The organism is Rothia sp. LK2588 (genome assembly GCF_040946465.1).
GTDB lineage: Bacteria > Actinomycetota > Actinomycetes > Actinomycetales > Micrococcaceae > Rothia.
This window is the reverse complement of sequence record NZ_JAYWLS010000002.1, coordinates 302,640-328,592: the sequence shown is the minus strand read 5'-3', so window position 1 is coordinate 328,592 and position 25,953 is coordinate 302,640. Positions and strand designations below refer to the sequence as shown.

Here is a 25,953-nt window from a genome sequence, read left to right as displayed (position 1 = left end):
GGGTGAACTCCCGTTATGAACCTATCCGTTCTAATACCGCATGTGCTGTATGTTCATCGGTGACGAGTGCATTCAAAATCCCAATTTTGGCGGCAGTTATGATTGGGTGCACCTTTTCGTTACCGACTGCCACTGCCACCACGTGGGGGATGCGCCGTAGATCCCCTAGAGGTATGCGAATGGTCCGGTCTGAACCGGGGAAAGCGAGACTTTCACCATCGGCATCGAAGAAGTGTAGGCAGATATCGCATTCGGCTTCATGGAGTGCCTGCTTAGGGATTGCAGATGCGAGAGACGTGCGCCCAGAGGTCCGTGATCCGATCCCGACCAGTACGCCGGTGGCCGTGGACCACAAGTGTTGTACCTGTTGGTAGGAGACATCATTCTGTAGAGCTTCATACAGTGAGGTTGAAGGCATGACACCCGCAAAGAGTGGGATGTAAGTGCTCCCTGTGTTTTGGGCGAAGGCGCGCGCTATCTCTGAAGTTTGATACCAAGCTTCGGGCTCAGCGAGGCCACCCACTGCCGGGGATACCACCACCCCGGGTAGCTGTGGCAGTTTCATTCGGGAAACGTTGTACATTGCTACGCCTGAGGAAATGACTAACCCGTCTCCGACCGATAAGTTCATATCGCTTATTGCTTGAGAAACCATGGGCTCTAATCCGGCGCCCAGCTTGCTCTGCGAGTTTGCGGTCTGTAAACCCGGGGCTATGTAACAACGTTGTACCCCTAGAGCTTCCGCCAGGCGGGTAGAGAGTTGATTGGCTGGGCCGGAGCTTGGGTGGATTACCTCGATTTTAACAATTCCAACCTCGCGAGCTTGGGAGAGCATTCGAGAAACCGTAGGGCGGGATACTCCGAGGTGAGTGGCAATTTCAGACTGGCCCTGATCTTCTTCGTAGTAGAGGCGCGCGGCGGCGTAAAGATTCTCTGGGTCGTAAATGTCTTTGATGGGACTCATTGAAACAGCAATTCTAGGCGGAGGAGTATTCAGATCTAAGAATAACTGCACTGACACCCATTCTGTTGTGAACATACGTGCTTGACAGATGTTCTGGTGTGACGCAGAATAAATTCAAACACTGACATTGAACCTAAGGAGCGTCCCCATGAATGCCGCACTACCTGCTGAAATGCAAGCCGTCGTCGTCAAAGGCCCCGAGAACTATGTTCTGGAGACCGTACCTACCCCAACACCCGGTGAAACCGACATGATCATCAAGATCGATGCCGTGGGTATCTGCGCCTCCGACCTCAAGTGCTACCACGGTGCGGCCAAGTTCTGGGGCGATGAAAACCGTCCGCAATGGGCCGAGAGCGAGCGCATCGCCGGCCACGAAATTGCCGGTACCATCGTCACTGCCAACGAGGAGAGTCTCGCTGCCCATAGCGAAGGTAAGCCCTATCAGCTGGCCGTGGGCGATCGCATCGTCATCGAGCAAATTGCCCCCTGTGGCACATGCCGATACTGCATTCGAGGCGAATACTGGATGTGTGGGCCCCACGATATGTTTGGCTTCAAGAAATGGGACGGTGGCATGGCCGAATACATGCTGGTTCCCTCGCTGGCCCGCGTTCATAAGATCTCCAAGGACGTCCCGCCGCAGCACGCGGCTTTTGCCGAGCCTCTCTCGTGTGCGCTCCATGCGGTAGAACGCGGCAACATCAAATTCGAGGACGTCGTCGTGATCGCCGGTGCCGGACCGATCGGTTTGTCGGCACTGATCGGTGTCCGCCAGAAGAACCCTCTGAAGATCGTCGCCTTGGATATGTCTGATGACAAGCTTGCGCTCGCTAAGAAACTCGGTGCCGACGAGGTCATCAACATTAAGAACGAAGACGCGGTACAGAAGATCAAAGATATGACCGACGGCTACGGTGCCGATGTTTACATCGAGTGCACCGGTCACCCCTCGGCCGTCCCGCAGGGGTTGAACCTTTTGCGCAAACTCGGTACCTACGTCGAGTACTCCGTCTTCGGTTCCGATGTCACTGTTGACTGGTCGATCATCTCTGATGACAAAGAACTCAATGTGTTGGGTGCGCACTTGGGACCGCACACCTGGCCGACCGCGGTGAAGATTATCGAATCGGGTGTGTTGCCGTTGGATGAGATCTGCACCCATCAGTTCCCCCTGGATCAGTTCCAGGCTGGTCTGGACACTGTCGCCGATTCTCAAGGCGATTCCATTAAGTGCAGTATCGTCCCCGGGCTGACCGAAGCTGTCAACCAGCTCGCTAAGTAATCCGCGATCCCACACTGTCGAGAGGTACACCTGTTATGACCAAGCTGTTCAACGATCCTGCCGAGTTTGCTGAAGACCAGCTCGAGGGATTTCTGGATCTCTATTCAGACCGACTGGTGGGTGTGCCCGGAGGTGTTATTTCCTTGCCACCGAAAGAACCGCAGGTTGCCGTCATCGTCGGCGGCGGTTCAGGGCATTACCCCGCTTTCGCGGGACTCGTCGGCCCGGGGTTTGCCTCGGGCGCGGTGGTAGGAAATATCTTCACCTCACCTTCAGCCGCGCACGTTTACTCGGTGGCCAAGGCGGCAGACCAGGGCAAAGGCGTGGTCCTTACTTTCGGCAATTACCAGGGCGATAACATCAACTTCGGTATTGCCGCGAAGATGCTCAATAACGAGGGCATCGATACCCGCATTGTCGTTGTCAAAGACGATATTGCCTCCGCCCCCGAGTTCGACAAGCGCCGGGGCATCGCCGGTGACTTCACCGTTTTTAAAGCGATGGGAGCGGCTGCCGCGGCGGGAAAATCCCTGGATGAAGTTGAGCGCATCGGTAACCTCGCCAACGAGCGAACCCGCACCCTCGGGGTGGCCTTCTCTGGATGCACCATGCCCGGTGCGGCCGACCCTCTCTTTAGCGTAGCCGAGGGGCAGATGGGCGTGGGCTTGGGCATTCACGGTGAACCCGGCATTCGCGATGAAGCGCGTACGTCCGCGGATCAGCTGGGCACAATGCTCACCAAAGCGGTGTTAGCAGATGCACCAGAGGACGCCGGCGCCCGGGTAGGTGTTATCATCAACGGCCTGGGTACCACGAAGTACGAAGAGCTTTTCTTGCTCTACCGAACTATCGCGCGTCAGCTTCGCGAAGCGGGATACGAGATTGTCGATCCTGAAGTGGGAGAACTGGTGACCTCTCTCGACATGGGCGGTGTCTCGTTGACCGTGTTCTGGTTGGACGATGAGTTGGAGACTGCGTGGAAGGCACCCGCTTACACCTGCGCCTACCGTAAAGATCCCCGCCCCCTTGGGACGCAATCGAGTTACACCGCGAAATCCGCCACCGTGGCTGAGGAAGACCTCGTCGCGGCCTCGCCTGCGGCTGCGGCGCTGGCAGAAAAGGTTCGAAAAGCCGCCGCCGACGTCGCCGCGTTAATGCGTGAACAGGAACAATACCTGGGCGAGATTGATGCCTATGCCGGCGACGGTGACCATGGACGTGGCATGGTGCGGGGCGCTGAAGCCGCCGTAGAAGCTATCGAACAGGCTCCTCAAGATGCCGGTCCTTCTCAGTTGCTCAAGCTGGCAGGCCGTGCTTGGGCCATGATGGCCGGTGGCACCTCCGGTGTGCTGTGGGGTGCTTCACTCGAAGCTGCTGCCAACACCTTGGACGATGCCGCGGAACGCTTGGCCCCCGAGCAGGCAATTGTAGCTGTGCAAGCCTTCACCGACTCGATGGTCACTTTGGGTGGAGCGGAAATAGGAGATAAAACGCTCCTCGACTCACTCTTACCCTTCGCCCAGTCACTAGCAAATGCTCAGGACGACTTGCCTGTTGCTTGGAAACAAGCTGCTGAGGTGGCCGTACAGAAGGCTGAGGAAACCGCTGCCCTCAGCCCTAAGAAAGGTCGCGCGCGCCCGCTGGCCGAGAAGTCAGTGGGGCATCCCGATCCGGGTGCAACCTCGATGGGCATGATTCTTCGCCAACTAGGTACCTACTTTTCCTAAAAATTTATCGCTGAAAGGAAGAACAATGGCCGATGGACTCCGTTTGATTGTGGGCTGCGATGACGCTGGTTTGACCTATAAAACCGCTATCAAAGAACAGCTTGAAGTAGACGACCGCGTGGCATCTGTACAAGACGTGGGGGTCGGTGCCGATGAGCATACCCCCTATCCTTCCGTAGCCATCGCAGCGGCTGAAAAGGTTGCCGCAGGAGAAGCCGATCGCGCCATCTTGGTGTGCGGTACCGGACTCGGTGTGGCGATTTCGGCGAATAAGGTCAAGGGTATTCGTGCAGTTACCGCACACGACTCTTTCTCCGTGGAGCGTTCTATCCTGTCTAACAACGCACATATCCTCTGTATGGGTGAGCGCGTTATCGGCAAGCAATTAGCGTTGCGCCTGGCCGACGAATGGATCGGTTACCACTTCGATGAGACCAGTGCCTCGGCGGACAAAGTCAAGGTTCTTACCGAGTACGAAGGTTGCTAGAAACAATCCTGAAAGGACCGAGCATCATGGTCAAACTCAACCAAGCTAATCTCCAAACCATTAAGGATGAAGGACGCGTCTCTTCGATCCCCACCTACGACCGCGCCTCGCTGAAGCCCTCTATCGTGCACTTTGGCGTAGGTAGCTTTCACCGCGCTCACCAGGCGCGATACCTGGATGAGCTGCTCAACACCGGTGAGACTGACTTCGCGATTGCCGGGATGGGCATCATGCCGCATGATCAAAAGATGCGGGACGTGTTGCAGGAACAAGATTATTTGTACACGCTCATTTCCCGTGATTCTGAGGGTAATGAGGACGTACGAGTGATCGGTTCGATTGTCGATTACATCTGGACCCCGGAAGACCCCGTAGCGGCTGTTGAGTATCTGGCCCAGGAAGCCATCAAGATTGTCTCTTTGACGGTCACCGAGGGAGGTTACAACTTCAACCAGGTGACCCACGAGTACGACCTGACCACACCCGCGGTGGTCGAAGATCTGAAAGACCCGGAGCATCCCCGTACCGTATTCGGGCTCGTTGTGGCGGCGCTGAAGTTGCGACGTGAGCGAGGCATTCCGCCGTTCACCGTCATGAGCTGTGACAATATCCAGGCAAACGGCGAGTTGGCCGCGAAGATGTTTACCGCGCATGCCCGTGAGCTGGACCCCGAGTTGGCCGGGTGGATCGAGCAGAACGTCTTTTTCCCTAACTCCATGGTCGATCGCATTACCCCGGCCACTACCGATGAGGATCGTAGTTACGTTGCCACGCATCTGGGCATTGAAGACGGCTGGCCGGTAGTGACCGAAGATTTCATCCAGTGGGTGTTGGAAGATCGTTTTGTCGATGGGCGTCCCTCCTACGAGAAAGTGGGGGTTCAGGTCGTAGACAACGTCGAACCGTACGAGAAGCTCAAGTTGCGCATGCTCAATTCTTCGCATCAGGGCTTGTGCTACTTCGGTTACCTGGCCGGTTACCACTACGTGCACGATGCCGTAAACAACCCGCTCATCCAAGAGCTTCTGTTGCGCTATATGCGTGAAGAAGCGATGCCGACTCTCGATGAGTTGCCGGACACCGACGTAGAACAGTACGCGCAAACCCTCATCGAGCGTTTTACGAACGAGGCCGTCAAAGACACCGTGCCCCGCCTCTGCGCTGAGTCTTCTGATCGCATTCCCAAGTGGCTCATGCCAGTTGTACTCGACAACCTCAAAGACGGTGGCAAAGTCGCGCTTTCTGCCGCGATTGTGGCGTCATGGGCACGCTACGCCGAGGCTAAAGACGAGCAGGGTGAGCCGATCGATATCGTTGACAACGCAAAAGAAAAGGTGCTCGTTGCGGCCCAGGCGCAACTGGGAGATGACGAGCTTGCCTTCCTACGCGACAGGGATTTCTTCGGCGACGTGGTTAACGACGAACGTTTCACAGCCCCGTATCTAGAGACCCTCCGCTCCTTGCACGAGGTAGGTAGCATCAAGACCCTCGAGAAGATCCTGGGTAAGTAAGTATGGCTGAGTTTGTTCTAGGCGTAGACTCATCCACACAGTCCTGCAAGGCCCTCTTGGTCGATGCGGCAACGGGGGAGATCGTGGACGAACGCCGCGCCGTTCACCCGTCCGGTACGGAGGTCGACCCTAGTGCCTGGGTGCAGGCGCTAGACGAGGTCACCGAAGAATTGTTGCCCCGTGCTAGCGCTGTGTCTATAGCGGGTCAGCAACATGGCATGGTACTACTGGACGAAGACAACCAGGTAGTGCGTGACGCCCTCCTGTGGAACGATACGCGTTCTGCAACCGAAGCTAAGGAGCTGACAGCCTTCTTGGGTGGCCCGCAACGCGCAGCTGAACTGATTGGGAGCGTCCCGCTGGCCTCCTATACGGCGACGAAAGTGCTGTGGGTACGCAAGAATGAACCTGAGAACGCCGCTCGAGCTACCAAAATTGCGTTGCCCCACGACTACCTCACCCTGCAACTGAACACCTCCCAAGAGCTCTACACCGACCACGGTGAGGCCTCCGGGACGGCGTACTACAACACCGCACGACGGCAGTGGGAGAGCTCCATCGCGGCGTGGGCCATCGGTCATAGCGTGGAGTTGCCTCGGTTGGCTGAACCTGCCGAGGCGGTCGGGAAAACCGCTACAGGTGCGCTGATCGCTCCCGGCACCGGTGACAATATGGGCGCGGCCCTCGGGCTTGACCTGCGCGATGGCGACGCCGTGGTTTCTATGGGCACCTCGGCCGTAGCAATGATGTTATCGGATTCCGCCCCGGCCGATTATAAGAACAACGTTTCCGGTTTCGCCGATGCCACCGGTAGGTACCTACCGTTGGCGTGCACCCTCAACGGTGCGCCCGTCATGGACTTCGCCGCAGCCACCTTAGGGGTCGACCATGACGAGCTAGCGGAGCTAGTGCTCTCAGCGTCACCGGGTGCTCAGGGCGCCGTCTTTTTGCCGTATCTGAACGGTGAACGTACTCCTAACCTGCCGCACGCCCGTTCCCACCTGGGAAATATTGGTATCGGCATCCAACGCCGGGACGTAGCTCGTGCGATGGTGGAAGGTTTGGCCTGCTCCGTGCGGGAGGGGCTGGAGAAGATCGTCGCTCAACGGGGAGCCGAACCGCGTAGGATCATCTTGATCGGCGGGGGAGCGAAGTCTCGGGCTTTCCGCGAGGTTCTGGCGCAAGTGCTGGGAATCGACATTTATGTTCCAGAACCGGCCGAGTTTGTGGCATTGGGCGCCGCTCGCCAAGCGGCCTGGGTCCTTTCGGGCCAGACGAATCCTCCGCGCTGGCGTCAGCCCGAGATGATGAAGGTATCGGCTGAGAAGCGGCCCTCGATCTATCGAAACTACATTAATTACCGCAACAAGCTTTACCCAGAGGTGGCTTCATGAGCATAGACGAGAAGAAGATAGCAATCATTACCGGGGCCGCCTCGGGGATTGGTCTAGCTATAGCCCACTATCTTGCCCAGCGTGACGTTGTGGTTGCCGGCGTCGACCTGTCAGATTCGGTTCACGAGGCGATGGGGGAGCTACCCGGCGAGGGACATCGGGGGATCGTTGCAGATCTTACGGAGGAGGGCACGGCATCGCAGGTAGTGGAGGAGGTCGAGAAATCTCTCGGCCACCCCCATATCCTCGTTAATTCTGCCGGTGTGGTTTTTCTCGCGCCTTCCGAGGAAATATCGAGTGAAAGCTGGAATAAGACCATCGCGGTTAACCTGACGGCGTCTTTCTTCATGGCTCAGGCAGTAGGTCGCTCCATGTTGGAACGCGGATATGGGCGGATCGTCAATATGGCATCCCAAGCGGCTGTGATCGGACTCGACCAACACGTTGCGTATTGCGCATCGAAGGCGGGGATCTTAGGTATGACGCGCGCTCTGTCGTTGGAGTGGGCACCGCGAGGAATTACCGTGAATGCGGTTTCACCGACTGTAGTGGAGACTCCCCTGGGTAAGAAGGCTTGGGCTGGAGAGAAAGGTGAAAAGGCCAGAGCGGAGATCCCGGTCGGTCGATTCGCGCAGCCTGAAGAGGTCGCGGCTCTGGTGGGCTTCCTTGTCAGTGACGACGCGGCGATGATCACCGGTTCGAACTACCTGATAGACGGTGGTTTCACCGCAATTTAGCTTGAGAGCAGGATGAAAAGAAGAGAGGGGGTGCATGCCCCCTCTCTTTTCGCTACGGCTGCAACGCCCGCAACCGGTGCTGGATCTCCTGCGTCGAGACATAAAGCTCGCGGTAACACGAGTACAACTCCTCGTAGACCGGCAGTTCGCGGGGTTCGATCGTAGTGGCGACCGGGTTCCATTCCTCCAGCGAGCTCACCGCGCCCAAGGTCTGCGCTACCATGAACGCGTCTCCGTACGAGGCGCCGACCGTTTCGCGGCGGAGCTGCTGGGCGCGTCCGGTGACATCCGAGACGATCTGGGGCCACAGATCCGAGGTCACCCCGCCGCCGGCGGCCGAGATGGACTCGATGCGCGCTCCGGCCGACTCCATGACCTCGATGTTGTGCCGCACGGCGAAGGCCGTGGCTTCCAAAAGCGAACGGTACATATGGCCCCGGCCGTGATGCAGGCTGAGCCCGACCATCACCCCGCGGGCGTCGGGATCTTGAATCGGCGTGCGTTCCCCGGCGAAGTACGGCAGGGTCAGCAACCCCTCCGAACCGGCCGGGACGCTGCGCGCGGCGTCCACGAGCGTGCCGTAGTCGCGCTCGCCCGAGATGTCCCGGAACCAATTCGTCAGCGCGCCGGAGGTCGCCAACCCACCGGCCATGTTGAACGTGCCGCGGCGGGTGCCTGTGGTGCCCCACATCGAGGCGTGCCGGGTGCGCTCGGGGGAGTTTGCGATGAGAAACAGGGTGGTTCCGTACATGAGAAACAGCTGGTTGTTCTCGATGGCACCCACCGACTCCTGCTCAGCCCAGGCGTCGATCGTGCCGAAAATAACGGGGATGCCCGCCTGCAACTCGGGCAGCTCGGGCACGGTGACGGTCTCCCCGCAGATCTCGTGGCTGAACCCCAACCGGGGGAGCTCGGTGCCGGGTGCGAGGCTCTCGACCATCGCGGCGTCCCATTCGAGGGTGGCGGGATCGTAGAGCGGGGTGCACTGGCTGGCCGAGTGACGGTCGAGCACGTACTCGCCGGTGATCTTGCGGATGATCCACGAGGCCGGCATGTAGAAGCGCGTCCCGGTCTCGAAGACTGCACGGTGACGCCGCGCGAACCAGGCCAGTTTGGGCCCACCCGCCTGGCTGGTCAGCTGCGAGTCGTACCGTTGCAACAGCGCGTCTTGACCGTAATCCTCGGCGAGTTCGGCGATCTCCTCGCGGGCGCGGTAGTCGATGCCGTAGAGGGCCGCGGGGCCCACCGGGTTATCGTGGACGTCCGTCACGCCGATGCAGGGCCCCATCCCCGAGACGCCGATTCCCCTGATGTTCACCTCGTTGCGGCGGAAGAGCTCGGCGTACAGAGTCTTGAACTCCTGCCACCAGATGCCCATATCCATCTCGACCCGGCCTTCGGCCCCGCGAACGACCTTATGTTCGTGAGTTGCCGAGTCGAGGACGGTCCCGTCTTCGGTTACCAACACCGCCTTGGTGCTGGAAGTGCCGACGTCGAGTCCGAAAAAAGCTGTAGTTCCCATACCTTCCATTGTGCCCCAAAGCACATCGTGGCGGGGGCGGCATAGAAAAATCCCCGGGCTGAGTAAAGCCCGGGGACCGTAGCGCGGATGGTAAGGGATTTGAACCCTTGAGACGGGGTTACCGCCTACTGGTTTTCAAGACCAGCTCCTTCGGCCGCTCGGACAACCATCCAACTCGACTTACTTTACTGGATTTTCGGGGTCTAAACCAAATTATTCACCGTCAACTCGCCCCTCGTTGAGCCCGAAATAACGCGCCAGCATTGCGTGCACTGCGGCGGTGAACAGACAATGGGGAGAGGTATTAACGATCAAGGAGTTGACATGCGCGCAGTAGTTGAAAACGAACACGGTGGCCCCGAGGTGCTCGAGGTGACCGACCAGCCGCGCCCCACTCCGGGGCCGGGTCAGGTGCTCATCAAGGTTGCCGCAGCCGGTCTGAATCGGGCCGACGCGATGCAACGCCGCGGCATGTACCCCACCCCGCCGGGGGCGTCCACCATCTACGGCCTCGAGGTGGCAGGCACCGTGGAGGAGCTCGGCCCGCATGCCCCCGCTGAGCTGCTCGGCCAACAGCGCGTGGCGCTCTTGGCAGGCGGGGGATACGCCCAGTACGTCACCGTGGACGCCCGCCACACCCTGCCGGTGCCCCGCGGGCTGAGCCTGGAGCAGGCGGGCGGGCTCATCGAGGTGGCCGCCACCGTCTACTCCAATCTCGTGACCACCTGCGGTCTGTCGACCAACCTGGCCGACAACCAGGGCAAGACCGCGCTCGTGCACGGCGGCGGGGGTGGCATCGGCCTGCATGCGATCCAGCTGTTGCAGAACCTGGGCATCAAGGTCTTCACCACCGCCTCCAGCCCGGAGACCTGCGCCTACCTGCAATCACTCGGCGCCGAGGCGATCAACTACCGCGCTCAAGACTTCGAAGAGGCCGTCAAGCAGATCGCGTCCGAGGGTGTGAACTACATTCTGGACGTTGTCGGCGGTTCCTACCTGCAACGCAACCTCTCGACGCTGGCAGACGGCGGGCACCTGACCATCATCGGCCTGCAAGGTGGAGCCCGCGCCGAGGTGGATCTGGGTCAGATGCTCACCCGGCGACTGAGCCTGCACGCTACGGCTCTGCGCTCGCGGACGGCCGAGGATAAAGCGAATATTATCGCCGGTGTGACCGATGTGGTCTGGCCATTAATTGAAAAGGGCCTGATTGACGCTCACCTGGATCGAACTTTCGACCTCGAAGAGGTGCGCGAAGCCCACGAGTACTTCGATTCGGGCCAGCATCGCGGCAAAGTGGTGTTGTCTGTATCACACTAAATTAGTCGCAGGTGGCGCGGGGCACGGCGGCTATTAATCTTTGATAAATTGTGAATCACATTACCTATGTAATGCGATGCACATTTTACACATTCAAAGGATTTCCCCATGAGCAGCGTAGTCTCCGGGAACTCTGAGCCGCTCACCCCGCACGACCGGCGGTTGCCCTCAGAAGACTCCCACCCCGACCGTCCTGCAGCGTACGTCGACCCCGCGACGTTGGACGCCGAACACAAGAAGTGGACCCCCAAGAAGATCGCCATCTGGATCGCTATCGCTCTGCTGGGCGGGTTCAGCTGGGTGATGGTTGCGCTCGTGCGCGGAGAGACCGTCAACGGTATCTGGTTCGTCTTTGCCGCGGTCTGCTCCTACCTCATCGGTTACCGTTTCTACTCGCGGTTCATCGAAGCCAAGCTGGCCCAGCCCGATGATCGCCGCGCCACCCCCGCAGAGTACGACGCCGACGGCAAGGACTACGCACCCACCGACCGCCGCGTGCTCTTCGGCCACCACTTCGCCGCCATCGCCGGCGCCGGCCCGCTGGTGGGCCCCGTGCTGGCGGCACAGATGGGATACCTGCCGGGCACCATCTGGATCATCGTCGGCGTGATCTTCGCCGGCGCGGTACAGGACTACCTGGTTCTCTTCTTCTCGATGCGCCGCGGTGGACGCTCGCTGGGGCAGATGGCCAAAGAGGAACTGGGCACCGTGGGCGGGTACGCCGCCATCCTGGCTACCCTCGCCATCATGATCATCATTACCGCGATCCTCGCCCTGGTGGTCGTCAACGCTCTGGGCGAATCCCCCTGGGGTGTTTTCTCCGTCGGCATGACCATCCCGATCGCGCTCTTCATGGGTATCTACCTGCGTTACCTTCGCCCCGGTAAGGTCGGCGAGGTCTCCATCATCGGTTTCGTACTGCTCATGGCCGCCATCATCGCCGGCGGTTGGGTCGCCGAGACCGATTGGGGTGTGCAGTACTTGACCCTGGATCGCGTGACCCTGGCCTGGGCCGTCATTATCTACGGTTTCATCGCCGCAGTGCTGCCGGTCTGGTTGCTCCTGGCGCCGCGCGACTACCTCTCGACCTTCATGAAGGTCGGCACCATCGTCCTGTTGGCCGTGGGCATCGTAGTGGTTCGCCCCGAGATTTCCGTGCCGGCTGTCTCTGAGTTCGCCGGTCGTGCCGACGGCCCCGTGTGGTCCGGTTCGCTCTTCCCCTTCCTCTTCGTGACCATCGCCTGTGGCGCGCTCTCGGGTTTCCATGCCCTGATCGCCTCCGGCACCACCCCGAAGATGGTGGAGAAAGAGCGCCAGACCCGCTTCATCGGTTACGGCGGCATGCTTATGGAATCCTTCGTGGCTATCATGGCGCTGGTCGCGGCCATCACCGTTGACCGCGGCATCTACTTCGCGATGAACGCCGGCACCGGTGCCACCCAGGGCACTGTCGAAGGCGCGGTCGCGTTCGTGAACTCGCTGGGCCTGACCGGTGTGAACCTCACCCCCGAACTGCTCAACGATACCGCCGCTCACGTGGGTGAACACTCGATCGTCTCCCGCGCCGGCGGTGCGCCGACCCTGGCGGTGGGCATGGCCGGCATTATGCACAGCATGATGCCCAGCCTCGACCTGATGAGCTTCTGGTACCACTTCGCGATCATGTTCGAGGCGCTGTTCATCCTCACCGCCGTGGACGCCGGTACCCGCGTGGCTCGCTTCATGCTCTCGGACACCCTGGGCAACTTCTTCCCCAAGTTCCGCGACCACAACTGGCGCGTGGGAGCCTGGCTGACCACCGCGATCATGGTCGCCGGCTGGGGCGGCATCCTGCTGCTGGGCGTGACCGACCCGCTGGGCGGAATCAACACCTTCTACCCGCTCTTCGGTATCGCCAACCAGTTGCTGGCCGCCGTGGCGTTGGCTGTCTGCCTGGCCATCGCCGCCAAGCAGGGCAAGTTCAAGTACCTGTGGATCATCGCGATCCCGCTGGCCTTCGACCTGGTCGTGACCGTGGTCGGCTCCTGGCAGAAGATCTTCAGCAGCAACCCCAAGGTGGGTTACTGGGCCAACCACAACGCCTTCAAGAACGCGCTGGAATCCGGTGCCGATCACTTCGGTACCGCCAAGAGCGTGGAGGCGATGGAGGCGGTCGTGCGCAACACCTTCGTGCAGGGCACCCTCTCGATCGTGTTCGTCGTGCTGACCCTCATCGTGGTGGTGACAGCGATCATCGAGGTGTTCCGCGCCAAGGGTGGACGCCACCACGTCTCGAACGAGAACCCCTACGTGGAGTCTCGACTCTACGCCCCGGCCGGCATGCTCGAGACCCCCTCCGAGAAGGCCCTGGAGAAAGAGTGGCAGCGCTTCTACCGCGAGCACCCCGATCAGCTCGTCGGCTCCGCCAGCCACAGCGGCCACTAACCTGAACACACCTCGCCCCGTGCGGGGTGCGCCAGAGCTGCAGCGGGCGTCCTGTATAGTCAGGGCGCCCGCCGCGCTATACTGTCCACGACGAAAGGTCAACGATGCAGACCATCAAAGAACTCTTCGGCAAGTTCGTCTGGTTCGCCAACGGTGTGCTGGGCGCAGACCGGTACCAGAAGTACCTTGCCTATCACCGTCAGTCGGGGTGCGACCATGCGCCGATGACCGAGAAGGAATTCTGGCGCGATTACACCGACCGCATGGAAAAGAACCCCGGGTCGCGCTGCTGTTAGCGCCACCCAAAACGAGGGAGATACGTGGGACTGAAGGACTTTCTGCAGAGCCGCCGCGACGACGCCGAGCTCGGCCGCGGCGTGTGGCGGCGCGCCAACGACCGCTTCAACCGGGGCATCGACCGGTTCCACCAGATCCTGCAGCAGCTGCCCGATGACCGCTCGCTAGAGCTTGTGGTTCCCGAGGCGAATCGGTTGGCCGACATGATCGAGGAAGTCCGCACTATTTGCCGGCGCGCGCAAACCATCGCACCCAGCGCCGGCACCGATATGCCCTATTCACCCACAGGGGTTTACTCCGACCTTCACCGCAGCCTGTCGAAGGCGGGCAACGCGGTGGCGCTGTGCGCCGAGGCGCTCGCGATGACCCGCGTGGCTTCGGACGACGCCGCCCAGCAGTCCCGGCAGGCGGTCATGACCCAGCGCGTGGATCGCGTGGCCGAACATCTTGAGGACGCTGAGCGGCTGGTCTCTGCCGCGGAGAAACAGCACGGTGGCGCTCACTAGGTAGCCCACGCAGACCGCCCATAAGGGGACAGAAACTAACCGGTTTTCGGTTGTTTGGCAATGGTAGATTCGATTGCTATGGGTGCACTGTGCGCTTTTTCAGCGCCCGGTGCAAAGAAGTCACCGCACGAACTATCGAACCATCGCACCGCCAGGGTATAAAAATCTATGAATCGCTACGCACACATCGACGCACTGCGCGCCTTCGCCGTTTTGCTCGTCGTTTTTTCGCACGCCGGCCTGACCTTCGTGCCGGGCGGCTCGGGCGTAACCATATTCTTCGTGATTTCCGGTTTTATCATCACCCTGTTGCTCTTGCGTGAGCGCGAGAAGACCGGCGGGTTCGACATCGGCGGGTTCTACATGCGCCGATTGATCAAGATCGTGCCGCCGCTGGTGTTGGCGTTGATCGTGCCCACCGTGATCTATATGCTTCTCGGCGGCGAGGTCAACATCGTCGACTTCCTGGGCCAGATTTTCTTCTTCTTCAACTGGCGCTACCTCGATTCCACGGTCACCGTTTTGCCCGGTTCGCACGTGACGTGGTCGCTGGCGATCGAGGAGCAGTTCTACCTGGTCTTCGCGCTGATCTGGCTTTTTGCGGTGAAGTCCGAGCACTACCTGAAGATCGTGACCGGCATCAGCGCGGTGACCGTGGTGTACTCGATGCTGGCTCGCCTCTTCTTGAGCCTGGACGGTGTGAGCGTCGACCGCATCTACTTCGGCACCGATACCCGCGTTGAGGCGATTGCGGTGGGCACCCTGATCTCGGTGTGGTTCTTCAAGAACCGCGACTCCCACCACGTGTTGGGGCAGCAGTTGCGCGGCTCCCGCTTCGCCGATAGCCGCAACTCGGTGGAAGGACGCGCGGTTCCGCTCCTCGGCCGCGACTGGGTGCTGGTGGCCGCGGTGCTGCTGTACCTGATCTCGTTGGTGATCCGCGATGAGTTCTTCCGCGATACCATCCGTTACACGATGCAGGCCGGGGCGGCCGCGGTGCTCGTGCTGTGGGGTCAGGTGGCGGCCCGCCAACCCCTAGGTAACTTCGTGATGAATGTGATGCGCTGGCGTTTTCTGCAGGTTCTGGGCCTGGCCAGCTACTCGATCTACCTGTGCCACGATGTTCTCTACAAAATCATCGAACACTCGGTGGGCGAGATGCTTCCGCGCCCGGTGGCGGTCGCGGTGATGGTGGTGCTGGGCACCGGCCTGGGTATTGCCATCTGGAAGTGGGTCGAACTACCCGCCCTGGCGTTTAAGGATCGTCACTTCGCTTCGGCCAATACCCGCGCCGAGCTGGCGAAGAAGGAGTTCGGCAACCCCGAGGAACGGGACCCGATGCCCGCCGGCGAACCGGTGGAGATCGAAAACCTCTCCGATGTGCAGGCCGAGGAGATCGAAGAGATCGAGTTGCGCCGCGCCGAGTAGGCTCGGACGGCTCAGACCAGACCCATCTGCCGTGCCTTCGAGATAGCACCGGTGCGGTTCTCTACACCCAGTTTGGCGTAGATGTGTACCAGGTGGGTTTTGACGGTGGCCTCCGAGATAAACAGCTGCTTGGCCAGCTGGCGGTTGGTCGCGCCGGTGGCCAGTGCCGTCAGGAGTTCTTTTTCGCGCGGGCTGAGGTCCACCGCGGGCGTGCGCATGCGGTCTAAGAGGGCGGTGGTGATCTCGGGGGAGAGCGTCCGCTTACCAGCCACCGTGTTTTGCACCGCCGCGCGCACCTGCTCGGGCGGGGCGTCCTTTAACAGGTAACCCATCGCGCCGGCCTCTACGGCGGCGACGATGTCGTTGGGCGTATCGAAGGTAGTCAGCACGAGCACGGGCGGGCCGCCGGCGGCGGTGATCGCGCCGGTGGCTTCGATGCCGTTCATCGGTTTCATCTGGATGTCCATGATGACGGCGTCGGGTGCGTTGCCTGCGGCGGTGAGTTCGCCGAGCACCTCCAACGCCTGGGAGCCATCGGACGCCTCGGCGATCACCGACATGTCGTCGAAGGCGTCGAAAACCGCGCGGAGCCCGGCCCGAACGATGGGGTGGTCGTCGACCAATAAGAGATTAATGCTCATGCTGTTCCTTCGTGGCTGGGGCCGGGGTCGCGGGGATGGAGACGTTGATGACGGTTCCCTCCCCGGGGGCGGAGTCGATGCTGAGCGTGCCACCGAGTGCGGTGGCCCGTTCGCGGAGCGAGGTGAACCCGTAGCCTCCCGTTTCGCCGGCGGCCTCGAGCTTGGCTGGGTCGAACCCGCGCCCGTCGTCGAAAATATCGAGGGTGGTTTGCTCTTCCCACAGTCCCAACGTGAGCACCGCCGAGTGTGCCTGGGCATGGGCGCGGACGTTGGCCAGAGCCCCCTGGGCGATCCGCGCCAGCGCCTGGGCGATCTCGTCGGAGGGCTCGTGGGTGGTGGAGTCGGCACCGAACGGCGCCTCGGGGCCGTCTAGCTGGAAGGTGCAGGTCAGCTCGCGGCCACGGGCGCGCTCTAACTCCTGGGTCTCCTCGCACAACCGGCGCAGGGCCGGGGCCAGGGAGCTGGTCAGCGAGGGGGAGGAGAGATCGCGGATGAAGCGGCGTGCCTCGGCGAGGTTTTCGGTGGCCACCTGGTGGATCACGCCGAGCTGCTGGGCGGCCTGTTCGGTGTGGTGCGCGGCGAGGTTCGCTTCGGTGGCGCGGGAGATCAGCACGATGGAGGAGAGACCCTGGGCTAAGGTGTCGTGGATTTCGCGGGCCAGCCGTTCTCGCTCTTCGATGCGGCCCGACTCGTGTTCGCGCAGGGCCAGTTCGGCTTGGGTGGCGCGCAGTTTCTCGGCGGTGCGCTGATAGGTGCGGGCGTCTTCGTGCAGGGCGCGGTAGGCCAGGGAGACGATGATCGCCAGCATCGCACCCAGGATGGGGCCGATGATCGCGCCGGGGGAGAGGTGAGCGGTCGTGGTGGCGGGTACCGCGATAGATATCGCGGTCAGCGCTACCGTGACCGCCAAGGCGATCACCAGCGGCAGCAGGTGGATGGCCAAAAAGACGATCGGGAACATCAGCCAGGTGAAGCTGAGGTGCTGTACTAACAGCAGGGCCCACAGCAGGGTGATGACTCCCAGCCATAGTTGCGCCAGGTGGGGACGGGCGTCCATCAGGTTGGCCCCCTCGTAACCGCCGAAGCGGCCGGGGGCGAAGCGGTTCTCGGCGACCGTACCGGCCAGGTAACACAGCCCCAGCGCGGTAGCCGGCAACAGGATCGTGCTGGCTGGGCCACCGTCGCGTAGGGCCATGACGGTGCCGATCAGCAACAACAGCGCGAACATCACGTGCAAGCTGATCCTCAGTACCTGCAACACGGACGATCCGTTGCGGCCGATTCCGATGCGTGGGTTGCCCATGTGCCTCCTGAGCTGCCGTGGCGCCCGCCCGCAGGTCAGGCGGGGCGAAAATATAGCCATGCTAGCGCATTCTCTACGCGGTGTCTGCGGGGGTACATCAACCTTTCGGTTGATTCGGGTTCAACCTTTTACGCGATGTGCTTCGGGGCCCGTTTCAGAAGAATTGATAGTGACGCAAATTCTTGACGACATCTTCTTCTGAAAGGCAGAGACCGTGTTTCTTGGGATCAGAGATATTTTCTTCGCGAAGGGGCGCTTCGCCCTGATCGCCTCGGTGGTGGGGTTGTTGACCCTGTTGCTGGTGATGCTCACCGGACTGACCGGTGGCCTGGGCAACCAGAACACCGCCGCTCTCAAGTCGCTCAATGCCGATCGGATCGTCTTCGGTGCAACAGGCTCGGGCGAGCCCGAGGTTTCCTACACCTCGTCGGTCATCACGGAAGGGGAACTGAAGCAGTGGCGCGAGGACGCCGCCATGAAGAAGGTCGAGCCGGTGGGCATCTCGCAGACCAAGATCGAAACCACCGACCATGCCGGTTCGGTCGCCGTCTTCGGTGTTCCCTCCGATAGCGGCCTGGTCGAGCAGACCGCCGGGGGCGTGGTGGCCGGTACGGCGACCCCCGCCGACGACGAGGTGGTGCTGGCGTCCTCGACCGCCGAGGACCTCAAGCTCTCCACCGGGGACAAGGTCAACGTGGGTGGCACGGACTTCACCGTGGCCGGTATCGTGCGCGACACCTACTACTCGCACACCCCCGTGATCTTCGCTAATACCGCCGGCTGGACCAAGCTCAGCCACCAGGCCCCGCGGGACGGCGGCGCCGACCAGCAGGTTGTGGGCACCGTGCTCGCGGTGCAGGCCCCGGAGGCCACCGACGATCAGTTCACCCACCGTGCCGACGCCACCGACACCCGTGCGACCACCGTGAAGGAATCTTTCGATGGCCTGGCCGCCTACAAGTCGGAGCAGGGTTCGTTGAAGGCGATGCAGGGCTTCCTCTACGGCATCTCGGCGCTGGTGACTATCTCCTTCTTGACGGTCTGGACGATCCAGCGCACCCGTGACCTGGCGGTGCTGCGTGCCCTGGGCTCGACCACCGGGTACCTGTTGCGTGACGCGCTGATTCAGGCCGCCATCGTCCTGGCGGCAGGCGCCATCGCCGGTGCGCTGATCGGCTGGGGCCTGGGCGCGCTGGCCAGCGGAACCGTGCCCTTCGCGCTCACCCCGCTGACCGTGATCGGCCCCGCCGCCGGCATCTGGGTGCTGGGCATCCTCGGTTCGCTGATCGCGACCGCTCGTGTGACAAAGATCGACCCCATGATCGCTCTGGGAGGCAACTAATCATGAACGACGTTTTGAAATTACAAGAAGTTACCCTCGAATACCCTGATGGTGTGGACGCCGCCGGCAACCCCGCCGTCCTCAAAGCCCTCGATGAGGTCACCTTCACCGCACAGCGCGGAACCATGACGGCGATCGTCGGCGCCTCGGGCTCGGGTAAGTCGTCGCTGTTGTCGGTGGCGGCCTCGCTGATCACCCCGACCTCGGGTACCGTGGTCGTGGACGGCACCGAGATCCAGTCCATGAGTAACAAGCAGCGGGCGGCCCTGCGTGCCGAGAAGATCGGCATCATCTTTCAGCAGCCTAACCTGTTGCCCTCGCTGACCGTGGTCGAACAGCTGACCATGGTGGCGCATATGAACGGCCTGCGCGGAGCCAAGCTCAAGCAAGCTAAGAACCGCGCGATGGAGTTGCTGGACCTGGTGGGGCTCGAAGCCGCCGCCAACCATAAGGCGCACCAACTTTCGGGCGGGCAGCGTCAGCGGGTCAACATTGCCCGCGCTCTGATGGGAACCCCCTCACTGCTACTGGCCGACGAGCCAACCTCGGCGCTGGACGCCGAACGCTCGGCCTCTATCGTGGCCCTGTTGGCGCGGATCACCGGCGAGTTCGACCTCGCCACTGTCATGGTCACCCACGACCTCGAGATGACCGACTCTGTGGATGCCGTGGTCCAAATGGCCGACGGACGCGCCACGATCCTGAAATAGGGCACGCCGGCTACCGAGCGACCCTCCCCATGCACGACCGCCCGCCGCTGAAAATAGCGGCGGGCGGTCGTTTTATGGAAAGTTTTGGGCCTACGACCCCGCACCATTGGGGATGGGGAAGACGCCGCCTACGGGGGTGTAACAGCGGCGGGCGGGGTCGGGTATCTAGCCTGAGTAGGAAGAATTCTGTCGTGTTCCTACTAATGCGGCCCAAAACCAAGCGGTAATGGCGGTGAGAGCAACCGTACCTAGCACGGATGCGTCATCTTGAAACAGTGAGCGGTAGAAGAGCCATAGTCCTGCCGAGGGGATAAGCAACAAGACATACAGAACCATGAATGAGGGGCTGAATCCGGTTTCTGATGAGACAGGGGGAAGGTCTGAGTACTCCTCAGGCATGGGGAGATCCTCCAAAGGCGATGTGCGAATTTTTTGCGAGAGTGATTTCAGGATAACGACAAACGGCCCACAACCGTGGCCTTACTCGCCGTAAACTGAGAAAATTCTGGGTAAATTTAAACAAAAATCCGTCCACCGCAACTGCGGTGGACGGATCACGCTGAGCCCCCAGTCGGATTTGAACCGACGACCTTTTCTTTACGAGGGAAATGCTCTACCCCTGAGCTATGGAGGCGCACGCGCTGGGCGCGAACGAAAGACACTGTACCAGAACTGCCCGCGCGCGGGCTACTTCACCACCGCAGTCCGGGATAAGACCCCCCCGATGAATGGCTACCCTCCTGACGAATCGTGCCCAAGACTCTCGGCACCGGTGTGGAACTATTAAAGGTGAATACGACCGACCGGAACCTCGAGAGAACCCTTTATGAATAACCAGCTCACCCGCCGCTCCGCCCTCACCGTCACCGCCGCCGCAGCAGCGTTCGTCCTCGCCGCGTGTAGCGAGAACAAGAATCCGGACGCCGGAGGGTCTTCGAGTTCCGCTTCGTCCACCGCCTCGGCATCTTCGGCAAGCTCCGCGTCCGCCAGCGCCCCTGCCAACGAAGTCCCCGCCGCCCAGCTCGAAACTAAGCTCCGCGACCAAGACGGTTACCACCTGAATAAAAAGCTGGAGGGTGCACCCACCGTGACCCTCTACACCGACTTCCAATGCCCCTACTGCAAGAAGGGCGAACCCGCCTATGAGCGTGCCGCCCGCGAACTGGAGGGCACCATGAACGTGACCGTCAAGCACTTCCCGCTACCCAGCCACCAGTACGCCGTGCCCGCGGCCTGCGCGGTGCAGGCCGCCGAGGCGCAGGGCAAGCACATGGCGATGTCGCAATTGGTCTTCGCCCGGCAAGACGAATGGAAGAACGCCTCCGACGACAAAGCCGTCTTCGCCGAGCACTTCGCTCAATACGCCCAACAACTGGGGCTAGACGAGGCGAAATTCCGGAAGGACTACTATTCCGATCAGAATTTTGAGACGATCAAGAAAGACTTCGAGACCGGTCAGAAGCTGGGAGTGAACGGAACCCCCAGCTTCGTGGTGAACGGTAAAGTACTCGCTCACGTCGAGTCCTCTACCCCCACCGAGACCATGGTCGAGGAGTTTAAGAAGGCCGCAGGCCTCTAACTGGGCGCTCGCCGGACGGGCGCCTCGGCCAACGGCCTCACTACGCCGTAGACGGGAATGCCCCGTCGCCGAAGAAGGAGGGCACCGTGAAGATTGCGCTGGGACAAATACTCGCCACTCGCGACGTCGAAGAGAACCTGGCGATGCTAGACGCTGCCGCCGAACAGGCCGCGGCCGGGAACGCGAGCGCCGTGGTGTTCCCCGAAGCCTCGATGCTTAGCCTCGACGGCTCGCTCCTGGAACTGACCGCCGCCCATCACGAGGAGTGGGAGACCGGGTTGGCCCAGATCGCCACCCGGCACCAGATCACCGTGATCGCCGGTGGCTTCGCCCCCGCAGATGGTCTGGCCTCTGAGGAGTCCGCCGAGCCCGAGGACGACGACGATCGTGACGCCACCCCGCGCGTCGTCAACCAGATCCGCGTGGTGCGCCCCGGCGGCGAGCACAGCTCCTACACCAAGATCCACCTCTACGACGCGTTCGGCTTCCAAGAGTCCCGCACCGTCGCCCCCGGAGATGCGCTGGGACTGGTCGATATCGACGGCGTGCGCGTGGGGCTGACCTGCTGTTACGACGTGCGCTTCCCCAAGCTCTTCGCCGAGCTCTCCCGTGCCGGCGCGCAGGTGATCCTGGTTCCGGCGTCCTGGGCTGGCGGGGAAGGGAAGGTCAACCAGTGGCAGTTGCTGACCTCCGCCCGCGCCCTGGATTCCAATACTTTCGTGGTCGCCGTCGACCAGGCCGACCCGCGCACCTTGAACTCGGACGCCGACTGGACCCGTCCGCTGGGCGTGGGGCACTCGCGGGTGGTCTCGCCCTTCGGCGAGACCGTCGCCGAACTGGGTGCCGCCGCGCGCCTTGAAATCGTTGAGATCGATCTCGACCAGGTGGAGCGCGCCCGCACCGCGATCCCCGTATTAGACAACGCCAAGCTTGGATACTAGGAGAAGAACCATGGCAAACATCGTTATCATCGGCGGACACGGCAAGGTCGCGCTCCTCTCGGAGCCCCTGTTGGTACGGGCCGGTCACCAGGTGACCGCGGTGATCCGCAACCAGGAGCAGTTCCCTAGCGTGGAGTCCACCGGCGCCAAGCCGGTGTTGCTGAACATTCACTCGGCCTCCACCGCGCAGCTCAAGCAGGTCTTCGAAGAGGCCAACGCAGACACCATCGTGTGGACCGCGGGCGCCGGTGGCGGCGACGCGTCCCGCACGCTGGGCGTGGACCTGCACGCGGCCGTCCGTTCCATCGACGCCGCGACCGAGGCCGGCGTGAAGCGCTACGTGATGGTCTCATACCTGGGTTCGGGCGCGGGACACCGCGTGGACGAAGACCACAGCTTCTACGCCTACGAGACCGCTAAGGCCGTGGCCGACGCCTACCTGCGCGACTCGGATCTGCAGTACACGATTCTGGGTCCCGGCACCCTGCTGGAAGAGGACTTCGACGGCATCGAGGTGAACCTGAACCCCGAGAACGCCGGCACCTCCCGCCAGCTGGTGGCCGAGGTGATCGCCGCCTGCATCGCCGACGATTCCACGATCGGCAAGGCGATCCCGTTCAGCAACGGCTCGGACGAGGTCGTCGCCGCGGTGGCAGCTGCACCGCAACGCTCCAACTTTCGCAAGTAAGGAATGATGATGGGACTTTTCTCCCGCGACAGTAACCCTCGAGGTAGCCAACCGCACGGTGCGGGGCAAACCCCCGACGCGCAGCTGAACGCCGTGGTGCACGGGCACGTGCAGGGCGTGGGCTTTCGCTACTGGACCAAGGGCGAGGCCACCCCGCTGGGCCTGACCGGTTACGCCAAGAACCTCGACGACGGCACCGTGGAGGTGCTCGCCCAGGGAACCCGCGAGGCTTGCCAGCAGCTGCTGGACGCCTTGAACTCGGGTAACACGGCCGGCCGCGTGGATCACGTGGACGCCGAGATCGTCGAGCCCGGCGAGACTCGCGGCGGTTTCGAAACCCTCTAACTTCCTTGATAATGGTGCGTCGGCGTCTGCAGAGGCGCCGGCGCACACCCATGTTCTGATCGGCGATAACCCCATGCACTCACGCACCGTCCAGCTCTCTTTTTCTGGCCTGCCCGCGCGCATCTGCCCCGACGGTTTCTCGGCCTCGGGCCACATTCTCGAGATCGGCGGGGCCGAACAGTCACACGTGGACCTGGCCGACCCGACCCTGATCTTCTACGAGTACCTGCGCCGCATCGGGCACGTGGTAGACCTGGTCGGCGCACCGGGGGAGCCGATCACCGCCGCCCACCTGGGCGCGGGAGCACTCACGCTGGCGCGCTATATTCAGGCCACCCGCCCCGGCTCCGAGCAGGTCGCGGTAGATATCGAACGCGAGTTGCCGACCCTGGTGACCGACCACCTGCCTCTGCCCACCGGCACCCGCCTGCAGGTACTCATCGACGACGCCCGCGCGGCGGTGCCTCAACTGGCCCCGGCGCTGGGTGGACGTGCCCCGCAGGTGATCATCCTTGACATCTTCTCGGGCTGGGACGCCCCCGAGCACCTGCGACAGCCCTCGTTTTACCGCGAACTGCGTGAGGTGCTCGCCGACGACGGCCTGCTGGCGGTCAACGTGGGAGACGACCCCGGTCTGAGCTTCTTCCGCGCTCAGGCACGCGCGATGCTGGGTGTCTTCGAACACGTGTGGTGCCTGGCGGACTCCTCGATGCTCACGGGCAAATACCCCGGCAACCTCATCTTGGTGGGTAGCTCCATCGCGTTGGACGACACCACCCGGCAGCGGCTGCAGGCGGCCGGGCCTCACCCGGCGTCGGTGTTGGATTCCTTCGAGTTGACCGAATGGTTGGGCGCGACGTCCTCCGGTGACTGAAAACCGGTGATCGTGGGGAGGGCGCCGGTGGTAACGTCCTCGCTGTAGCTGAGTTCGACGTCTTCGCCGGCCGGGGCCTGGGTGCGGGTGATGCCGATGCTGGCGGTGATCAGCAGAACGATCGCCGCCCACCGCAGCGCCGAGGTCGGTTGGTCGAGGAGGGTGAGCCCGGCGAGCTCTGCGAAGGCCGGCTCAAGACTGAGCAGAATGCTAAAGACGTTGCGCGGTAGCCGTCGCAGGGCGGCCAGCTCACAGGAGTAGGGCAGCACCGAGGAAAGCAGACCCACCGCCAACGCGAAGAGCAGAAGCGAGGGGTCAGCGAAGGCGGTCAAGGTTCCGGGTAAGCCCAGCGGCGCCATGAGCAGCGCACCCACGCCCAGGGCCACGACCAACCCGCCGGAGCCGTCGATCTCCTGGCCAACCTTGTGGCTGGCGAGGATGTACAGCGACCAGAAACCGCCGGCGATCAGGGCGAACACCACGCCGAGCGGGTTGATGTTCTCGGCGGCCACGAAGGCCTCGTACCCTAAGAACCCGAGGCCGACCGCGGCCAGGGCCGACCAGAGCAGATCGATCCTGCGCCGGGAGAGAACCACCGAGAGCAACAGCGGGCCGGCGAACTCCACCGAGACCGCCAGGCCCAGCGGGATCATCGAGAGCGCATGGAAGAATACCCCGTTCATCGCGCCCATCGCCAGACCGAAGAGCACCGCGGCCCGCCACTGCCGGGCGGTCCAGGTGTGCACGCGCGGGCGCACGATCAGCGCCAGGATCAGGCAGGCCACGCCCAGGCGCATCATGGTGGTTCCCCACGACCCTAGGTGCGGGAAGAGCTGCACCGCGAAGGCGGCCCCGAACTGCAACGAGATGCAGGAGCCGATCACGAGCAGGACGCCGGCGCCGGTTCCCGAGGTCGAGGTGCGGTGGTGAATGGTCATGGCTGCGGCTCCTGGGTATGCGGGGTGTGCGGGGCTGGGGTGAGGGGCCTGAAAGAGGGTATTTAGTTAGCTTGCCCTACCTTGTGCGGGTGCGTCTAGCTCAGGGCGAATTCCCTGGAAAACTGGCATACGAGGTGATTTACTGGAGGCATGTTTGATTTCAAGAATCCCTTCGACAACGATGGAAATCCCAAGCCCGCATTAACTAAATCTCTGGACACGGTGTTGCGCGTGCAGCGTCCGCTGGTTCTGGCGATGGTCAAGAACCTGCGCGAGAAGCACCCCAACGACACCCCCGCACAGCTGGCGGCCCGCCTCGAGTCGCAGTACCTGCGCGACGTCACCGTCGGTGGTGGCGCGATCGGCGCCTCGGCGTTCGTGCCCGGCATCGGCACCGCCACCTCGGTAGGTCTCTCGGCGCTGGCCGTGGGCGGTTACCTCGAGCGCACCGCGATCTTCGCGCAGTCGATCGCCGAGTTGCACGGCGTTCCGCTGGAGAACCCCGAGGCCGCGCGCACCGTGGTCATGGGCATCATGCTCGGTGAAGACGGCGCTGGCCTCATGAATACCCTGATGGCTCAGTCGTCGAAGGCTTCGGGCATCACCAACAAGTGGGCGTTGATGACCGGCAAGCAGCAGGAATCCGGCAAGATCTTCTCGGTCGAGCGCACCATCCGCAACATGTTCGTCAAGCGTTTCTTGACCCGCCAGTCGGGTGCCCTGCTGGGCCGCGCACTGCCCTTCGGCATCGGTGCTGTGGTCGGTGGCGGTGCGAACCTGGCTCTGGGCCGCAAGGTTGTCGAGTCTGCCAAGGAAGCCTTCGGCGAGCTGCCGGTGACCTTCCCCGAGTCGCTCTCGCTGACCCCGCGTGCGCCGAAGTTCCAGGACAAGCGCCCCGCCAGCTCGGACGCCGGCATGAACCACGACACCAACGGCGTGATCGAGGGCGAAATCAAGGAGTAGCCCTCCCGGCGCTGGCTGACCCGGCGA

Annotated in this window: 24 protein-coding genes and 2 tRNA genes; 19 read left to right on the top strand and 7 right to left on the bottom strand. The window is 62.2% G+C overall.

The window, feature by feature from the left end:
* Positions 1 to 13: 13 nt before the first annotated feature.
* Positions 14 to 964, bottom strand: a complete 951-nt coding sequence (locus tag VVR12_RS05870; RefSeq protein WP_368550234.1) for a sugar-binding transcriptional regulator — start codon at positions 962 to 964, stop codon at positions 14 to 16.
* A gap of 148 nt (positions 965 to 1,112) precedes the next feature.
* Here VVR12_RS05870 and VVR12_RS05865 point away from each other — a divergent pair, with 148 nt between their 5' ends.
* From VVR12_RS05865 to VVR12_RS05840, 6 genes are read left to right on the top strand one after another with little or no spacing between them, the layout of a single operon-like run.
* Positions 1,113 to 2,249: a zinc-binding dehydrogenase gene (locus VVR12_RS05865; protein WP_368550233.1), complete on the top strand. Its 1,137-nt coding sequence runs from the start codon at positions 1,113 to 1,115 to the stop codon at positions 2,247 to 2,249.
* A gap of 35 nt (positions 2,250 to 2,284) precedes the next feature.
* Complete coding sequence (locus VVR12_RS05860; RefSeq protein ID WP_368550232.1) at positions 2,285 to 3,976, top strand: dihydroxyacetone kinase family protein; 1,692 nt, start codon at positions 2,285 to 2,287, stop codon at positions 3,974 to 3,976.
* Between the two features lie 25 nt (positions 3,977 to 4,001).
* The gene (locus VVR12_RS05855) at positions 4,002 to 4,463 is read left to right on the top strand and encodes a ribose-5-phosphate isomerase (RefSeq protein WP_368550231.1); all 462 of its coding nucleotides are present in this window, start codon (positions 4,002 to 4,004) and stop codon (positions 4,461 to 4,463) included.
* Positions 4,464 to 4,489: 26 nt separating this feature from the next.
* Complete coding sequence (locus VVR12_RS05850; protein WP_368550230.1) at positions 4,490 to 5,974, top strand: mannitol dehydrogenase family protein; 1,485 nt, start codon at positions 4,490 to 4,492, stop codon at positions 5,972 to 5,974.
* A 2-nt stretch (positions 5,975 to 5,976) separates the two neighbouring features.
* Positions 5,977 to 7,368, top strand: coding sequence for a xylulokinase (gene xylB / locus VVR12_RS05845; protein ID WP_368550229.1), 1,392 nt, complete (start codon positions 5,977 to 5,979; stop codon positions 7,366 to 7,368).
* Positions 7,365 to 8,105: a GolD/DthD family dehydrogenase gene (locus VVR12_RS05840; protein ID WP_368550228.1), complete on the top strand. Its 741-nt coding sequence runs from the start codon at positions 7,365 to 7,367 to the stop codon at positions 8,103 to 8,105. Before xylB ends, VVR12_RS05840 begins: the two co-directional genes overlap by 4 nt.
* A gap of 52 nt (positions 8,106 to 8,157) precedes the next feature.
* Here the strand turns inward: VVR12_RS05840 and VVR12_RS05835 are convergent, their stop codons facing one another.
* A complete protein-coding gene (locus tag VVR12_RS05835; RefSeq protein ID WP_368550227.1) occupies positions 8,158 to 9,627 on the bottom strand; it encodes an FGGY-family carbohydrate kinase in 1,470 nt (489 codons plus the stop codon).
* Between the two features lie 84 nt (positions 9,628 to 9,711).
* Positions 9,712 to 9,799: transfer RNA gene (locus VVR12_RS05830), tRNA-Ser, on the bottom strand.
* 152 nt (positions 9,800 to 9,951) lie between these two features.
* Between VVR12_RS05830 and VVR12_RS05825 the strand changes: the two genes are divergently transcribed.
* The 5 genes from VVR12_RS05825 (at position 9,952) to VVR12_RS05805 (ending at position 15,602) form a co-directional block, all read left to right on the top strand.
* On the top strand, positions 9,952 to 10,947 hold the full coding sequence (locus tag VVR12_RS05825; RefSeq protein WP_368550226.1) for an NAD(P)H-quinone oxidoreductase: 996 nt from the start codon (positions 9,952 to 9,954) through the stop codon (positions 10,945 to 10,947).
* Between the two features lie 108 nt (positions 10,948 to 11,055).
* Positions 11,056 to 13,371: a carbon starvation CstA family protein gene (locus VVR12_RS05820; RefSeq protein ID WP_368550225.1), complete on the top strand. Its 2,316-nt coding sequence runs from the start codon at positions 11,056 to 11,058 to the stop codon at positions 13,369 to 13,371.
* A 104-nt stretch (positions 13,372 to 13,475) separates the two neighbouring features.
* Positions 13,476 to 13,667: a YbdD/YjiX family protein gene (locus VVR12_RS05815; RefSeq protein WP_368550224.1), complete on the top strand. Its 192-nt coding sequence runs from the start codon at positions 13,476 to 13,478 to the stop codon at positions 13,665 to 13,667.
* A gap of 24 nt (positions 13,668 to 13,691) precedes the next feature.
* Positions 13,692 to 14,174 carry a dehydrogenase gene (locus VVR12_RS05810; protein WP_368550223.1) on the top strand — a complete coding sequence of 161 codons (483 nt, stop codon included), beginning with the start codon at positions 13,692 to 13,694 and terminating at the stop codon, positions 14,172 to 14,174.
* Positions 14,175 to 14,342: 168 nt separating this feature from the next.
* A complete protein-coding gene (locus tag VVR12_RS05805; protein ID WP_368550222.1) occupies positions 14,343 to 15,602 on the top strand; it encodes an acyltransferase family protein in 1,260 nt (419 codons plus the stop codon).
* A gap of 11 nt (positions 15,603 to 15,613) precedes the next feature.
* On the opposite strand, the gene VVR12_RS05800 is transcribed toward VVR12_RS05805, so the two are convergent.
* Together VVR12_RS05800 and VVR12_RS05795 are read right to left on the bottom strand one after the other, a co-directional pair.
* Complete coding sequence (locus VVR12_RS05800; RefSeq protein ID WP_368550221.1) at positions 15,614 to 16,243, bottom strand: response regulator; 630 nt, start codon at positions 16,241 to 16,243, stop codon at positions 15,614 to 15,616.
* Positions 16,233 to 17,546: a sensor histidine kinase gene (locus VVR12_RS05795; protein ID WP_368550220.1), complete on the bottom strand. Its 1,314-nt coding sequence runs from the start codon at positions 17,544 to 17,546 to the stop codon at positions 16,233 to 16,235. The genes VVR12_RS05800 and VVR12_RS05795 overlap by 11 nt, the downstream gene beginning before the upstream one ends.
* 214 nt (positions 17,547 to 17,760) lie before the next feature.
* On the opposite strand from VVR12_RS05795, the gene VVR12_RS05790 reads away from it, so the two are divergent.
* Together VVR12_RS05790 and VVR12_RS05785 are read left to right on the top strand one after the other, a co-directional pair.
* Positions 17,761 to 18,888: an ABC transporter permease gene (locus VVR12_RS05790; RefSeq protein WP_368550219.1), complete on the top strand. Its 1,128-nt coding sequence runs from the start codon at positions 17,761 to 17,763 to the stop codon at positions 18,886 to 18,888.
* A gap of 2 nt (positions 18,889 to 18,890) precedes the next feature.
* Entirely contained in the window at positions 18,891 to 19,598 is a 708-nt protein-coding gene (locus VVR12_RS05785) for an ABC transporter ATP-binding protein (protein ID WP_368550218.1), read from the top strand.
* A 562-nt stretch (positions 19,599 to 20,160) separates the two neighbouring features.
* Here the strand turns inward: VVR12_RS05785 and VVR12_RS05780 are convergent.
* Positions 20,161 to 20,232: transfer RNA gene (locus VVR12_RS05780), tRNA-Thr, on the bottom strand.
* 192 nt (positions 20,233 to 20,424) lie between these two features.
* Between VVR12_RS05780 and VVR12_RS05775 the strand changes: the two genes are divergently transcribed.
* From VVR12_RS05775 to VVR12_RS05755, 5 genes are all read left to right on the top strand, one after another.
* Positions 20,425 to 21,177, top strand: coding sequence for a DsbA family protein (locus VVR12_RS05775; RefSeq protein ID WP_368550217.1), 753 nt, complete (start codon positions 20,425 to 20,427; stop codon positions 21,175 to 21,177).
* Between the two features lie 86 nt (positions 21,178 to 21,263).
* A complete protein-coding gene (locus VVR12_RS05770; protein WP_368550216.1) occupies positions 21,264 to 22,118 on the top strand; it encodes a nitrilase-related carbon-nitrogen hydrolase in 855 nt (284 codons plus the stop codon).
* Between the two features lie 10 nt (positions 22,119 to 22,128).
* Entirely contained in the window at positions 22,129 to 22,806 is a 678-nt protein-coding gene (locus tag VVR12_RS05765) for an SDR family oxidoreductase (protein WP_368550215.1), read from the top strand.
* Between the two features lie 9 nt (positions 22,807 to 22,815).
* Complete coding sequence (locus tag VVR12_RS05760) at positions 22,816 to 23,151, top strand: acylphosphatase (protein WP_368550214.1); 336 nt, start codon at positions 22,816 to 22,818, stop codon at positions 23,149 to 23,151.
* 73 nt (positions 23,152 to 23,224) lie between these two features.
* Positions 23,225 to 24,025 (top strand): spermidine synthase, encoded by an 801-nt coding sequence (locus tag VVR12_RS05755; protein WP_368550213.1) that lies wholly within the window; start codon positions 23,225 to 23,227, stop codon positions 24,023 to 24,025.
* Here the strand turns inward: VVR12_RS05755 and VVR12_RS05750 are convergent.
* The gene (locus VVR12_RS05750; RefSeq protein WP_368550212.1) at positions 23,956 to 24,963 is read right to left on the bottom strand and encodes a DMT family transporter; all 1,008 of its coding nucleotides are present in this window, start codon (positions 24,961 to 24,963) and stop codon (positions 23,956 to 23,958) included. The two genes, VVR12_RS05755 and VVR12_RS05750, sit on opposite strands and share 70 nt — an antisense overlap.
* Before the next feature lie 150 nt (positions 24,964 to 25,113).
* Here VVR12_RS05750 and VVR12_RS05745 point away from each other — a divergent pair, with 150 nt between their 5' ends.
* Positions 25,114 to 25,926, top strand: coding sequence for a di- and tripeptidase (locus VVR12_RS05745; protein WP_368550211.1), 813 nt, complete (start codon positions 25,114 to 25,116; stop codon positions 25,924 to 25,926).
* The last annotated feature ends 27 nt before the right edge of the window (positions 25,927 to 25,953 follow it).

Excerpts from the sequence above, each read along its gene's own strand:
- VVR12_RS05870 (WP_368550234.1), bottom strand. The coding sequence starts at position 964 with ATGAGTCCCATCAAAGACATTTACGACCCAGAGAATCTTTACGCCGCC.
- VVR12_RS05865 (WP_368550233.1), top strand. The coding sequence starts at position 1,113 with ATGAATGCCGCACTACCTGCTGAAATGCAAGCCGTCGTCGTCAAAGGC.
- VVR12_RS05860 (WP_368550232.1), top strand. The coding sequence starts at position 2,285 with ATGACCAAGCTGTTCAACGATCCTGCCGAGTTTGCTGAAGACCAGCTC.
- VVR12_RS05855 (WP_368550231.1), top strand. The coding sequence starts at position 4,002 with ATGGCCGATGGACTCCGTTTGATTGTGGGCTGCGATGACGCTGGTTTG.
- VVR12_RS05850 (WP_368550230.1), top strand. The coding sequence starts at position 4,490 with ATGGTCAAACTCAACCAAGCTAATCTCCAAACCATTAAGGATGAAGGA.
- xylB (WP_368550229.1), top strand. The coding sequence starts at position 5,977 with ATGGCTGAGTTTGTTCTAGGCGTAGACTCATCCACACAGTCCTGCAAG.
- VVR12_RS05840 (WP_368550228.1), top strand. The coding sequence starts at position 7,365 with ATGAGCATAGACGAGAAGAAGATAGCAATCATTACCGGGGCCGCCTCG.
- VVR12_RS05835 (WP_368550227.1), bottom strand. The coding sequence starts at position 9,627 with ATGGGAACTACAGCTTTTTTCGGACTCGACGTCGGCACTTCCAGCACC.
- VVR12_RS05825 (WP_368550226.1), top strand. The coding sequence starts at position 9,952 with ATGCGCGCAGTAGTTGAAAACGAACACGGTGGCCCCGAGGTGCTCGAG.
- VVR12_RS05820 (WP_368550225.1), top strand. The coding sequence starts at position 11,056 with ATGAGCAGCGTAGTCTCCGGGAACTCTGAGCCGCTCACCCCGCACGAC.
- VVR12_RS05815 (WP_368550224.1), top strand. The coding sequence starts at position 13,476 with ATGCAGACCATCAAAGAACTCTTCGGCAAGTTCGTCTGGTTCGCCAAC.
- VVR12_RS05805 (WP_368550222.1), top strand. The coding sequence starts at position 14,343 with ATGAATCGCTACGCACACATCGACGCACTGCGCGCCTTCGCCGTTTTG.
- VVR12_RS05800 (WP_368550221.1), bottom strand. The coding sequence starts at position 16,243 with ATGAGCATTAATCTCTTATTGGTCGACGACCACCCCATCGTTCGGGCC.
- VVR12_RS05795 (WP_368550220.1), bottom strand. The coding sequence starts at position 17,546 with ATGGGCAACCCACGCATCGGAATCGGCCGCAACGGATCGTCCGTGTTG.
- VVR12_RS05785 (WP_368550218.1), top strand. The coding sequence starts at position 18,891 with ATGAACGACGTTTTGAAATTACAAGAAGTTACCCTCGAATACCCTGAT.
- VVR12_RS05775 (WP_368550217.1), top strand. The coding sequence starts at position 20,425 with ATGAATAACCAGCTCACCCGCCGCTCCGCCCTCACCGTCACCGCCGCC.
- VVR12_RS05765 (WP_368550215.1), top strand. The coding sequence starts at position 22,129 with ATGGCAAACATCGTTATCATCGGCGGACACGGCAAGGTCGCGCTCCTC.
- VVR12_RS05760 (WP_368550214.1), top strand. The coding sequence starts at position 22,816 with ATGGGACTTTTCTCCCGCGACAGTAACCCTCGAGGTAGCCAACCGCAC.
- VVR12_RS05755 (WP_368550213.1), top strand. The coding sequence starts at position 23,225 with ATGCACTCACGCACCGTCCAGCTCTCTTTTTCTGGCCTGCCCGCGCGC.
- VVR12_RS05750 (WP_368550212.1), bottom strand. The coding sequence starts at position 24,963 with ATGACCATTCACCACCGCACCTCGACCTCGGGAACCGGCGCCGGCGTC.
- VVR12_RS05745 (WP_368550211.1), top strand. The coding sequence starts at position 25,114 with ATGTTTGATTTCAAGAATCCCTTCGACAACGATGGAAATCCCAAGCCC.